Below are 12,461 nucleotides of genomic sequence, written 5' to 3'. Positions count from 1 at the left end.
ATAAAGAATTAAGCTTGGCCTTTTACTTCTTTAAGACCGTTGAAAGGTGCACGCTCACCTAGCGCTTCCTCGATACGGATTAGCTGGTTGTACTTAGCAACACGGTCAGAACGGCTCATAGAACCTGTCTTGATTTGACCTGCAGCAGTACCTACCGCTAGGTCAGCGATAGTTGCATCTTCAGTTTCGCCGCTGCGGTGAGAGATTACAGCTGTGTAACCTGCGTCTTTAGCCATCTTGATTGCAGCTAGAGTCTCAGTTAGAGAACCGATTTGGTTGAACTTGATAAGGATAGAGTTAGCTACGCCTTTCTCGATACCTTCAGCAAGGATCTTAGTGTTAGTAACGAATAGATCGTCACCTACTAGTTGAAGCTTGTCACCTAGTAGTTCAGTTTGGTGCTTGAAGCCAGTCCAGTCAGACTCGTCTAGACCATCTTCGATAGAAACGATTGGGAACTTGCTTGCTAGCTCAGCTAGGTAGTGGTTGAACTCTTCAGAAGAGAAAGTCTTACCTTCGCCTTTCATGTTGTAGATGCCAGCTTCTTTGTCGAAGAACTCAGATGCAGCACAGTCCATAGCTAGAGTTACGTCTTTACCTAGTTCGTAACCTGCCGCTGCAACCGCTTCTGCGATCACTTCTAGCGCTTCAGCGTTAGACTTAAGGTTTGGAGCGAAACCACCTTCGTCACCCACTGCAGTGCTGTAGCCTTTAGACTTAAGAACTTTAGCTAGGTTGTGGAATACTTCAGCACCGATACGTAGACCTTCTTTAAGAGTCTTAGCGCCAACTGGTTGAATCATGAACTCTTGGATGTCAACGTTGTTGTCTGCGTGCTCACCACCGTTGATGATGTTCATCATTGGTAGAGGCATAGAGAACTGACCAGCAGTACCGTTTAGCTCAGCGATGTGCTCGTATAGAGGCATGCCTTTCGCTGCTGCAGCAGCTTTAGCGTTCGCTAGAGAAACCGCTAGGATTGCGTTTGCACCGAACTTAGATTTGTTCTCAGTGCCGTCTAGCTCGATCATGATTGCGTCGATAGCCGCTTGGTCTTTCGCGTCTTTACCTGTTAGAGCAGTTGCGATTTCGCCGTTTACTGCTTCAACAGCTTTAAGAACACCTTTACCTAGGAAACGTGCTTTGTCACCGTCACGTAGCTCAAGAGCTTCGCGAGAACCAGTAGATGCGCCAGATGGAGCAGCAGCCATACCTACGAAACCGCCTTCTAGGTGTACTTCAGCTTCTACAGTTGGGTTACCACGTGAGTCGATGATTTCACGACCTAGAACTTTAACGATCTTAGACATTAATGTTTCCTCTCGTTCAAATATAAATGTCAAATTTAAAAGGCAGCAGCACAACCTTCGCCGCCGCCCGTATCCTTTTTACTTACTTCTCAAACTCGCCGCGTGAGTGCTGACCAGCGGCTTTCACGAAGCCTGCGAATAATGGGTGACCATCACGAGGCGTCGATGTGAATTCTGGGTGGAACTGAGCCGCAACGAACCATGGGTGCGCAGGGTTTTCAATCATTTCCACCAGCTTCTTGTCTGCAGAAAGACCAGAGACCTTCAAGCCCGCTTTTTCAATTTGTGGTCGAAGGACGTTGTTCACTTCGTAACGGTGACGGTGACGTTCATGAATCGTCGCGCTACCATAAAGCTCGCGAGCCTTAGTTCCTTTCTCTAAGTGACATAGCTGAGAGCCAAGACGCATAGTACCACCAAGATCCGACGTTTCGGTACGTTCTTCAACTTTACCTTCACCGTCGACCCACTCAGTGATCAAGCCTACCACAGGGTATTTCGTCTCTTTATTAAATTCTGTTGAATGCGCGCCTTCCATACCCGCAACGTTACGAGCGTATTCAATCAATGCGACTTGCATACCAAGACAGATACCAAGGTAAGGGACATTGTTTTCACGCGCGTATTGCGCTGCGCGAATCTTACCTTCGATACCACGGTCACCAAAACCGCCCGGTACTAGAATAGCGTCAAGACCGGCAAGCACTTCAATGCCTTTAGTCTCAACATCTTGTGAATCTACGTATTTAATGGTGACGTTCAAGCGGTTTTTCAAGCCAGCATGCTTGAGCGCTTCGTTGACTGATTTGTACGCGTCCGGCAGTTCGATGTATTTACCGATCATACCGATGGTCACTTCGCCCGTTGGGTTCGCTTCTTCATAGATAACCTGCTCCCATTCAGACAGGTCTGCTTCTGGAGCGTCGATACCAAAACGTGCACACACAAGATCATCAAGACCTTGCGATTTGATCAGTTGAGGGATCTTGTAGATCGAATCCACATCCTTCATCGAAATCACCGCTTTCTCAGGAACGTTACAGAAAAGGGCAATTTTCTTACGCTCGTTCGCTGGGATCATGCGATCGCTACGACAAACCAGAATATCAGGTTGGATACCGATAGAGAGCAGCTCTTTCACTGAGTGCTGAGTCGGCTTGGTTTTCACTTCACCCGCCGCAGCAAGGTAAGGGACTAGCGTCAAGTGCATGAACATCGCACGTTCACGGCCGAGTTCAACAGCAAGCTGACGAATCGCTTCCATAAACGGCAATGACTCGATGTCACCGACCGTACCACCAACTTCAACGATAGCCACATCGTGCCCTTCAGAACCGGCAATAACACGGTCTTTGATGGCGTTAGTGATGTGAGGGATAACTTGAATGGTGGCACCTAGGTAGTCACCACGACGCTCTTTGCGAAGCACGTCTGCGTAAACACGACCGGCAGTAAAGTTATTGCGCTTAGTCATCTTGGTGCGAATGAAACGCTCATAGTGACCAAGATCTAGGTCGGTCTCTGCGCCATCTTCCGTGACGAACACTTCACCGTGCTGAGTTGGGCTCATGGTGCCCGGGTCAACGTTGATGTAAGGGTCAAGCTTCATCATGGTCACTTTAAGACCACGAGCTTCTAGAATAGCGGCTAGAGATGCAGCTGCAATACCTTTACCTAGAGAGGATACAACCCCGCCAGTAACAAAAATGTAATTTGTCGTCATGTTTAACCTGAAATTGGTTGAATGAGGGAAATGGAATTCTTCTGGACGGGACGAAAATATACCAGAAGACCCTAACCGCCACAACGTGAAATCTATCACACTGTGATTTTTTCTTTTTTGCTTCAAATCAAATTCACACGACGGCTGACTGTACTCAGACGAATTCGCGTGATTACTCTGAGCGAGTATTTTTTTCCGCCGCTTTTACTTCATCCCACAGAGCATCAAGCGCCTCTAAGGGTAACTGTTCTAGCGTCTTATTCTGCGCCGCAACGCGTGATTCTACGCCTTTAAAGCGACGCACAAACTTAAGATTCGCCTTACTCAATGCCGATTCTGGGTCATGACCGAGGTGACGAGCAAGATTCACCACCGCAAACAGCAAATCACCGAGCTCCATCTCGACCTTGTCATCTTGCACCGAGACTTGGACCGCTTCCGCGACGACTTCATCGACCTCCTCGCGTACTTTATCCACCACTGGTCCTAAAGTGTCCCAATCAAAACCCACTTTGGCGCACTTTTTCTGAATTTTTGTAGCACGAGAAAGCGCCGGTAGAGAAGCTGGTATTGAGTCTAGGATACTTTGTTCATTTTTGCCTAGTTGCGCTTTCTCTTTGGCTTTTTCCGCCTCCCAATTGGCGTTAATTTCCTCGTCGCTGGCAAACTCCGCTTGACCAAAGACATGCGGGTGACGGCGCGTGAGTTTTTCATTCACTGTGTCGACCACCTCAGAAAAATCAAACAATTGCTGCTCTTTAGCCAGTTGACTGTAGAAAATCACCTGGAACAACAGATCGCCAAGCTCTTCTTTTAGATTGGTCCAATCGCGGTTGTGAATCGCATCCACCACTTCATAGGTTTCTTCAATGGTGTGCGGCACTATGGTGTCGAAAGACTGCTTTAAATCCCATGGGCAGCCGTGTTCTGGATCACGCAGCTTGGCCATGATTTGCTCTAATTGTTCAATTGGATGACTCATGCCTCTCCCTCACAAAATGAAAAGGTGAGCAGCATAACCACTCACCTTCGAACTGTTGGTCGCGCTTAACGCGCATTGTCAATAATTGCTACGGATTCCGGTTAGCCCAAACGTTTAACGCTCATCACGTCTCGGATCTGTTCCACACGTTTGATCACCCGTGATAACACCTCGATGTTGTTCACTTCAAGATCAAAATCCATGATCGATAACTGTTTACGGTAGTCGACGCGATTCTTCATGCTGGTCACTTTGATTTTCTCATTAGCAAACAGCGTAGTGATGTCTTTTAACAGCCCACCGCGCTCCATCGCCTCAACACGGACGGTGAGAATGTAGGAGCCCACAAAACCGCTGCCCCAAACGGTATCAATAATACGTTCTGGTGCATGGTGCCTTAACTCATCAAGCTGCTCACAATCGGCGCGATGTACTGAAATGCCACGGCCCTGGGTGATATAACCGCAGATTTCATCGCCCGGGATTGGCTGACAGCATCGAGCGAGGTGAGTCATCAAGTTGTCGACCCCTTCGACCACAACCGCATCCTTCTTAGGGCGGCTCTGAGCCGGCGCTTTGTGCTCTGCTTCTTGGAGCTTTTCTAGTGCTTGCTTGTCTTCTTCTTCAGCGGTGGGCTTGTTCACCAACGCATTGATATGATTAATGATCTGGTTAATCCGCAAATCACCACTGCCCACCCCAACAAACAGTTCATCGGTCGAGTTAACGTTGAAGCGCTTCAGCGAGTAACGCTCGGCGTCTTTTAACGTCGCACCAATTTTCGCCAGTTCCACCTCGAGAATCTCGCGCCCCGCCTCGAGGTTTTTCTCACGAGACTGCTTGCGGAACCAAGCATTGATCTTCGCGCGTGCTCGCCCTGAGGTCACAAACCCCATCGACGGGTTTAACCAGTCGCGCGATGGGTTGGGCTCTTTAGCGGTAATGATCTCCACTTGATCGCCCATCGACAATTTATGGGTAAAAGGTACGATACGGCCCGCTACTTTGGCACCAATACAGCGATGCCCCACTTCTGAGTGAATGTGGTAAGCAAAATCGAGCGGAGTCGCGCCCATCGGTAAGTCGACGACATCGCCACGCGGAGTAAAGGCATAGACGCGGTCATCAAACACTTGGCTGCGCACTTCATCCAACATCTCACCCGAGTCGGACATCTCCTCTTGCCAATCAAGCAGTTTGCGTAGCCAGGTAATTTTCTCATCGTACCCACTGCGACCAGCGCCGCCCTCTTTGTATTTCCAGTGCGCGGCCACGCCAAGTTCAGAATCTTCGTGCATCTGCTTGGTGCGGATCTGAATCTCGATGGTCTTGCCTTCTGGGCCGAGAATTACGGTGTGAATGGATTGGTAGCCATTCGGTTTTGGGTTTGCGACATAGTCATCAAACTCACTGGGCAGGTGTTTGTATTTGGTGTGCACCATCCCCAGTGCGGCGTAACAGTCTTGCAGTTTATCGGCGATGATGCGCACTGCGCGCACGTCAAACAGCTCATCGAACGCCAAATTTTTCTTCTGCATTTTGCGCCAGATGCTATAGATGTGCTTGGGACGCCCGCTCACTTCCGCGTTGATGCCCGCCTCTTTCATTTCATCGGAGAGATCATCGACAAAATCTTTGATGTACTGCTCACGGACAATGCGTCGCTCAGAGAGCTGTTTAGCAATCTGTTTGTAGGTTTCCGGTTGCTGGTAACGAAAGGCGTAGTCTTCAATTTCCCACTTCAACTGACCGATACCCAAACGGTTGGCCAGTGGTGCGTAGATATTCGCACACTCTTTCGCTGCAGCGCGGCGCACTTCATCGGGCGCTTTCTTTACTTCAATGAGGTTGCAGATTCGCTCAGCTAACTTAATGATTACGCAGCGAAAGTCATCAACCATCGCCAGTAGCATTCGGCGGACATTGTCCACCTGCGCCGATGCAGCGCTGCCTTCCATGGTGATGTTGAGCTGGCCAAGTGCCGCCATCTCTTCTACGCCATCAATCAGTTTGATGGTTTCTTTGCCAAAGTCTTCTTCAAAGGCATCACGCGCGTAGGCACCAGCCGAGACGAGCGGAAACAGCAGCGCCGCCACTAAGGTGGCTTTGTCCATCGACAGCGTGATTAAAATTTCGATCATTTCACGGCCACGCCATAACAGCAGTGGGCCTTGTTCATTACCCTCAAGTACCTTTTCACACTGGCGGTACACTTCTTTTAAGCGCTGGGCAATTTTTGCGTCCTGATTCAGGCTCGCAATCCATTTTTCTAGCTCAAACTGTTCGTCTTGATTTAAGTGTGCGCTTCTTACCGCAACCATCTCTATCGTCCTAGTTTTTTTATTTTTTTAACCTCGCCCAACGGGCGGGTCTAATCCTTAACAAATAACGCCATTGATTCTAAATGGCTGGTATGGGGGAACATATCCAACATCGCGAGTTTTTCTAATTGGTAGCCCTGCTCGAGAAGGCTTTGCGAATCCCTTGCTAGGGTAGCAGGATTGCAAGAAACATAAACGACACGAGTCGCACCCAAGGCAGAAAGTTGTTCTACGATACCACTCGCGCCCGCTCGTGCTGGGTCGAGCAACACTTTATCGAACTTTTCGCCCGCCCAGGCGTTATTTGCGATGGGCAGCTCCAAATTCGCTTGGAAAAACTCGACATTGGAGAGTTGATTGAGCGCCGCATTGTTCGCCGCTTTCTCAACCATCGCCTCCACACCTTCAACACCAACCACATGCGCAACCTGCTTAGCGATTGGCAAGCTAAAGTTGCCTAGACCGCAAAACAGATCCAACACACGATCGCTGTCGCTCAACGTTAGCCACGCCATTGCCTGTTGGACCATTTGCGCGTTGACCTTCTGATTGACCTGAATAAAGTTATTTGGTTCAAACGCAATAGTCACGCCTGCTTCTTGGTAGACCCCAGCCTCGCCCTTCACCAACTTCAACTGATGACTTTCCGGCATCAGGTAAAGAGTGATGTGGTGAGTGGTCGCAAAGGCGATCAACGCCGCCTCTTCACTCTCGGCCAGCGGCTTGAGATGTCTTACAACCAGAATATTGACGTTGTCTCCTTTCACCAACTCCACATGGCCAAGGTGCTCTGGCTGACTGAACTCCGACAACAAGGCATACAGTGGCGCCATTAACGCGCTTAGCTCTGGTGCCAATACTGGGCAATCGGTCAGTGTGATGATCTCTTGGCTCTGTTTTTTACGAAAACCAAACTGTAACTGATGCTGCTTTTTATCCCACTTGATACTGATGCGCGCGCGGCGGCGATAGCCTTGCTCATCCCCAGAAATCAGGGCTGAGAGCGCTGCATCCTGTCCGCTGAATTTGCGCATCAACTGCGCTAAGGTGCGCGATTTATGCGCTTGTTGATCGGCGTTAGAGACGTGCTGCATGTTACAACCGCCACACATGTCGTAATGCGGGCAAAATGGCGCAATACGCTCTGAACTAGGCGTGAGAACTTTGATCAATTTGGCACGCTCGTACTTGGCTTTGCTTTCCGTCAGTTGAATCAATACCTCTTCTTTAGGCAAAGCGCCTTCAATAAAAATCGGCTTTTTATTTTGGTATGCCATGCCCGCACCGTGGTGATCGAGTTTCTCGACCAGAACAGATTGATGCTTAGTATTGAGTTGAGTTTTCTTTTTAGGTTGGAAGAAACGCGCCATGTGCCGTGCCTATTTCGCAGTCAACAGACTGTATTTGCTCTAATTACAGTGTCGATTCCCGCTTTTACAGCAGAATCATTGTGTGAGCCGACCGAGTTGATTATGCTTAAACCTTCGGCGGCTTCTATTTATGGAAGTTATTTTCCCATATCCACACCACGATGTTTAGACAATAATGACCAGATATGGCTTACGCGCCCGCGTTATTTCTCTTACTCTCGCCCCCACATTGATCATCGGTCTTCTACTGACCGCCTTCTTTTCCTTTAATCGCTATCACGATTTGGAAACTCAGGTCATAAATTCAGGTTTAAATATCGTTGAGCCTTTGGCGATTGCCAGTGAAGATGGGCTTCGCAACAACAGCCGCGAAGCCGTCAGGCGCATCATCAGCTTTGCGCATCGTAAGAACTCGAAATTTGTCCGCAGTATTGCCGTATTTGATTACAAGCACGATCTGTTCGTGACCTCGAACTTTCACCCTAACTTCGAGTCGCTGACCTTTCCAAAACAAGAGCCCATACCGCTGCTACTCACCTCTGATTTGCGCGACAACACCTTAATTCTTCGCGCGCCCGTTATCTCTGAGGCGGGCTTAACCGCCACACTCGAAGGGCAAAGTACCACACCAGCACTCGGCTATGTCTCGATTGAGCTCGATCTCTCTTCGCTGCGCTTGCAGCAGTATCAAGAGATTTTTGCCGCTGCGTTAGTGTTGCTCGTCGGACTCGGCCTATCCGCCGTCTTCGCCTACCGCTTGATGTACGACGTGACCCGTCCGATCTCTCACATGAAAAACATGGTGGATCGCATTCGTCGCGGGCATTTGGATGTGCGTATCGAAGGCAAAATGCACGGCGAGCTCGACTCGTTGAAAAACGGCATCAACGCAATGGCGGTCTCGCTGTCGGAATACCATGTGGAAATGCAGCACAGCATCGACCAAGCCACTTCCGATCTACGCGAAACCCTTGAACAACTTGAGATCCAAAACGTCGAGCTCGATATTGCGAAAAAACGCGCGCAAGAAGCGGCGCGAGTGAAATCCGAGTTTCTGGCAAACATGTCACACGAGCTAAGAACGCCGCTCAATGGTGTGATCGGTTTTACTCGCCAGATGTTGAAAACCAAACTCACCAACAGCCAAACCGATTACTTGCAGACCATCGAACGCTCCGCCAACAACTTGCTCAACATCATCAATGACATCCTTGATTTCTCGAAACTTGAAGCAGGTAAGCTGGCGCTGGAGAATATTCCTTTTGAGTTCCAAGAGTCGCTGGAAGAGGTGGTTAGCCTGCAAGCCACCAGCGCCCATGAAAAAGGGCTAGAGTTGACGCTCAAAGTGGATCCGAAAATTCCGGCGGGTCTCGCCGGCGATCCGCTGCGCATCCAACAAGTGTTGACCAACCTGGTGGGCAACTCCATCAAGTTTACTGAGCGTGGCAACATCGATATCAGCGTCGAACTTCGCTCACAGCGCGATGACGTGGTCGAGTTGCAATTTATGGTACGCGACACGGGTATCGGTATCTCAGAGCGTCAACAAGCGCAGCTTTTCCAAGCCTTTAGTCAAGCAGACGCCAGCATCTCGCGCCGCTATGGTGGCACCGGGCTTGGGCTGGTCATCACGCAGAAACTCGTCAGTCAAATGGGCGGTGAAATCAGCCTAACCAGTCGCTTGCACCAAGGCTCTACCTTCTGGTTTACCTTGAGATTGCATGCCACCGATATGCCGGTGAGCGATCTCATCGAAGCGCAAGCCCTAGCGCAGCGCCAGTTGCTGCTAATTGAACCTAATATGCAAGCGGCCTCGATCGTACAAAACATGTTGACTCGCGAAGGGTTGTCGGTCACTTACCGCTCGTCGATGCCTGAAGAAGCCGCCAACTATGATTACGTGCTGCTTAATCTGGCGCCGAACCAAGATAACACCGTTAGCGAAGTGGAAAGCTTGGTGGAACGCGCCATGGCCTACGCGCCGCACGTTGTCCTCGGCATGCCAAGTACCGCCCTTGCTTTGTCTGATCACTTGATTCAAAAGTATCAAGTTCACTGCATCACCAAACCATTGTCACGCCGTAAGCTTCTACAGACGTTAGCCGCGAACCAAGAGGCGCTGCCTCTTCTGGAGCCCAACACGCCTGTCAGCACCGATAAATTGCCACTGACGGTGATGGCCGTGGATGATAACCCCGCGAACTTGAAACTCATCACCGCCCTACTCAAAGAGCGCGTTGAGCGAGTGATCACCTGTAGCAATGGCGAAGACGCCGTCACGCAAGCGGAACATCAGCATTTCGATATGATCCTTATGGACATTCAAATGCCGAAAATGGATGGGGTTACCGCCTCCAAAGCGATCAAAAAACTGCCGCTCAATGAGCAAACTCCAGTGATCGCTGTCACCGCTCATGCCATGCTAGGCGAGCGCGACCGCCTACTTAAAGCCGGCATGGATGACTACCTCACCAAACCAATAGAAGAGCATGTATTGCAGCAGGTGTTGATGCACTGGAACCCCAATGCCACTGTGCAAGAGTTGGAAAAGCTCGACCTTTCAGTCCACACAACGCCGGATTTACCGAGCACACCGTCCGCAAGTGAGAGCCAAATCGTCATTGACTGGCCCGCCGCGCTGAAGCAATCTGCCAACAAAGCCTCGCTCGCCAAAGAGATGCTACAAATGCTGGTCGACTACATCCCCGAGGTCAATTCGGTTGTCGAACAGGCGCTCTCGGGGGATGGGGATGAAGAAGCTCGAGAGAATCTGATTCATCATGTCCACAAACTCCATGGCAGCAGTTCATATTGCGGTGTACCACGTCTTAAGTCGATTTGCGCGACACTAGAGAAAGCGCTGCGCTCAGACGCGAGTATTGAAGAGGTGGAGCCGGAGCTGTTTGAGTTGCAAGATGAGATGGAAAAAGTGACCGAGGCGTCGGCCCACTACCTAGCACTTAATTAGGTCTCGGCCTGACATCAGGCCGATTCGTAAATCACCGTCGCCATCGCATAGTGGCGCTCATCAGAGATCGACAGGTGGACATGCGCCACCTGCTTTTGATTCGCCAATGCTAAAGCTTTATTGGCCAGCGTTAGGACAGGCGCACCGAGTTCGTCATTGCTGATGGTAAAGTCTTGAAAGGTCACGCCGAGCGCGATTCCCGTTCCCAATGCTTTTGATGCGGCTTCTTTCGCAGCAAAGCGTTTGGCGAGAAAACGCGCCTTCTGTTTAATGGTATGAAACGTATCGAGCTCAGGCGGCGTTAAGATTCGCTGGGCAAACGCATCACCACTGCGAGCGAGGGCTTTTTCCACTCGCTCGATTTCCGCAATGTCTGTGCCTAATCCTACGATCGCCATAGTGACTACTTTCTAGCTTCGACCATAATGGCCTTCATGTCAGCCACGGCTTTTGCCAAACCGTCAAAGGCCGCGCGGCCGATAATAGAGTGACCGATGTTCAACTCGTACATTTCTGGAATGGCCGCAATCGGAGCCACGTTGTGATAGGTGAGACCATGCCCGGCATTCACGGTAATGCCGAGATCGGCGGCGTAGCTGGCGCCTGCGGCGATCTTTTTCAGTTCGTCTTGTTGGTCTGCATCATTGGTTGCATCTGCATAGTGGCCGGTGTGCAGTTCAATGTAGGGTGCACCACACGCTTTTGCGGCGTCGATTTGCTGGCGATCGGCATCAATGAACAGAGAGACTTTAATGCCGGCATCGGTGAGTTTTTGGGTCGCTGCTTTGATTTTCTCAAGTTGACCTACCACATCCAGACCACCTTCAGTGGTCAGCTCTTCGCGTTTCTCTGGCACCAAGCAGACATACTCTGGCTGGGTTTGCAGCGCAATTTCGACCATTTCATCGGTAACGGCCATTTCCAGATTCATTCGCGTTTGAATCGTTTCACGTAAGATACTAACATCACGATCGTTGATGTGACGGCGATCTTCGCGAAGGTGGATGGTGATCCCATCTGCACCGGCGCGCTCAGCCACTTCTGCGGCATGGACAGGGTCTGGGTATTTTGTCCCGCGTGCGTTACGTAGAGTTGCGATGTGATCGATGTTCACGCCAAGGTAGATTGAGCTCATTATTCCATACTCCGTGCTCTGGGAACCCTTGCGATGAAAAGTTCCCTGCTTTTTAAAGGTTTGCCGCCAAGATACGGCTTTAAGGCCAGTCGTGTAAAGCGTTTTGCCGCTTTGAGTTGTTCTTTTGTGGTGAAGCGACGCTCGCTGATCGCGATCAGTTCATTGCCTAAAAACGTCAGGTTGTCGTTTCGCACTGAGGCAATGAATCCCTTCTGCTCGCGATAGCGATAGGTCATCTCCGGTGAGACTGGCTCGCCACTGCCCGCACAGTGTAAAAAATCCACGCCATACCCCATCGCCGACAGCAGCGCCAACTCAAAGCGGCGCAAGGCAGGCTCTGGATTCTCGCTTTGCGCCAACTCCGTCAACGCATGCAGGTAGTCATGAAACAGAGCAGGCATCGCCACTTCGGCCATCAACACTCGGCCGATCAACTCATTGACGTACATAGCGGAATAGAGATGAATACCAAAGAGAGGGAGACCTAAACTGATCGGCTCGGCTTGGCGCAGTGTTTTCATTGAACCTTTGCCTGACCATTTCAATAGCAGTGGTGTGAAGGGTTGCAGCGCCCCTTTGAGGTTAGAACGTTTGCTGCGCGCGCCTTTTGCCATCAAGGTGATGCGGCCATACTCTTCACTGAATACGTCAA

9 protein-coding genes are annotated in these 12,461 nt (G+C 50.3%); 1 reads left to right on the top strand and 8 read right to left on the bottom strand.

Annotated features, from left to right (window positions below; all coding sequences use genetic code 11):
- Positions 1 to 8 precede the first annotated feature (8 nt).
- The 5 genes from eno to rlmD form a co-directional block, all read right to left on the bottom strand.
- Positions 9 to 1,310, bottom strand: coding sequence for a phosphopyruvate hydratase (gene eno, locus AC6R1A_RS03525; RefSeq protein ID WP_500633446.1), 1,302 nt, complete (start codon positions 1,308 to 1,310; stop codon positions 9 to 11).
- An 82-nt stretch (positions 1,311 to 1,392) separates the two neighbouring features.
- Positions 1,393 to 3,033: a CTP synthase gene (gene pyrG / locus AC6R1A_RS03520; protein ID WP_500633445.1), complete on the bottom strand. Its 1,641-nt coding sequence runs from the start codon at positions 3,031 to 3,033 to the stop codon at positions 1,393 to 1,395.
- A gap of 172 nt (positions 3,034 to 3,205) precedes the next feature.
- Positions 3,206 to 4,015: a nucleoside triphosphate pyrophosphohydrolase gene (gene mazG, locus AC6R1A_RS03515; RefSeq protein WP_500631809.1), complete on the bottom strand. Its 810-nt coding sequence runs from the start codon at positions 4,013 to 4,015 to the stop codon at positions 3,206 to 3,208.
- 101 nt (positions 4,016 to 4,116) lie between these two features.
- Positions 4,117 to 6,336, bottom strand: coding sequence for a GTP diphosphokinase (gene relA, locus AC6R1A_RS03510; RefSeq protein ID WP_500628645.1), 2,220 nt, complete (start codon positions 6,334 to 6,336; stop codon positions 4,117 to 4,119).
- 50 nt (positions 6,337 to 6,386) lie between these two features.
- Entirely contained in the window at positions 6,387 to 7,706 is a 1,320-nt protein-coding gene (rlmD, locus tag AC6R1A_RS03505; RefSeq protein ID WP_500633444.1) for a 23S rRNA (uracil(1939)-C(5))-methyltransferase RlmD, read from the bottom strand.
- Between the two features lie 175 nt (positions 7,707 to 7,881).
- On the opposite strand from rlmD, the gene barA reads away from it, so the two are divergent.
- On the top strand, positions 7,882 to 10,674 hold the full coding sequence (gene barA / locus AC6R1A_RS03500) for a two-component sensor histidine kinase BarA (RefSeq protein ID WP_500633443.1): 2,793 nt from the start codon (positions 7,882 to 7,884) through the stop codon (positions 10,672 to 10,674).
- A gap of 14 nt (positions 10,675 to 10,688) precedes the next feature.
- Here barA and acpS read toward each other — a convergent pair whose 3' ends face one another.
- From acpS to recO, 3 genes are all read right to left on the bottom strand, one after another.
- On the bottom strand, positions 10,689 to 11,072 hold the full coding sequence (acpS, locus tag AC6R1A_RS03495; RefSeq protein WP_500633442.1) for a holo-ACP synthase: 384 nt from the start codon (positions 11,070 to 11,072) through the stop codon (positions 10,689 to 10,691).
- A 5-nt stretch (positions 11,073 to 11,077) separates the two neighbouring features.
- A complete protein-coding gene (gene pdxJ, locus AC6R1A_RS03490) occupies positions 11,078 to 11,809 on the bottom strand; it encodes a pyridoxine 5'-phosphate synthase (protein WP_500646144.1) in 732 nt (243 codons plus the stop codon).
- Positions 11,809 to 12,461: DNA repair protein RecO (recO, locus tag AC6R1A_RS03485; protein WP_500646143.1), on the bottom strand; the 653-nt coding region annotated here is incomplete at its 5' end. The genes recO and pdxJ, both read right to left, overlap by 1 nt.

The sequence above is a fragment of the Vibrio sp. R10-SG3-ISO3 genome (assembly GCF_059834225.1).
Note: the sequence above shows the minus strand (reverse complement) of the source record. Positions and strands in the feature narration are given on the sequence as shown.

Coding starts and splice junctions, on each gene's coding strand:
- eno (WP_500633446.1), bottom strand. CDS start 1,310: ATGTCTAAGATCGTTAAAGTTCTAGGTCGTGAAATCATCGACTCACGT.
- pyrG (WP_500633445.1), bottom strand. CDS start 3,033: ATGACGACAAATTACATTTTTGTTACTGGCGGGGTTGTATCCTCTCTA.
- mazG (WP_500631809.1), bottom strand. CDS start 4,015: ATGAGTCATCCAATTGAACAATTAGAGCAAATCATGGCCAAGCTGCGT.
- relA (WP_500628645.1), bottom strand. CDS start 6,336: ATGGTTGCGGTAAGAAGCGCACACTTAAATCAAGACGAACAGTTTGAG.
- rlmD (WP_500633444.1), bottom strand. CDS start 7,706: ATGGCGCGTTTCTTCCAACCTAAAAAGAAAACTCAACTCAATACTAAG.
- barA (WP_500633443.1), top strand. CDS start 7,882: ATGACCAGATATGGCTTACGCGCCCGCGTTATTTCTCTTACTCTCGCC.
- acpS (WP_500633442.1), bottom strand. CDS start 11,072: ATGGCGATCGTAGGATTAGGCACAGACATTGCGGAAATCGAGCGAGTG.
- pdxJ (WP_500646144.1), bottom strand. CDS start 11,809: ATGAGCTCAATCTACCTTGGCGTGAACATCGATCACATCGCAACTCTA.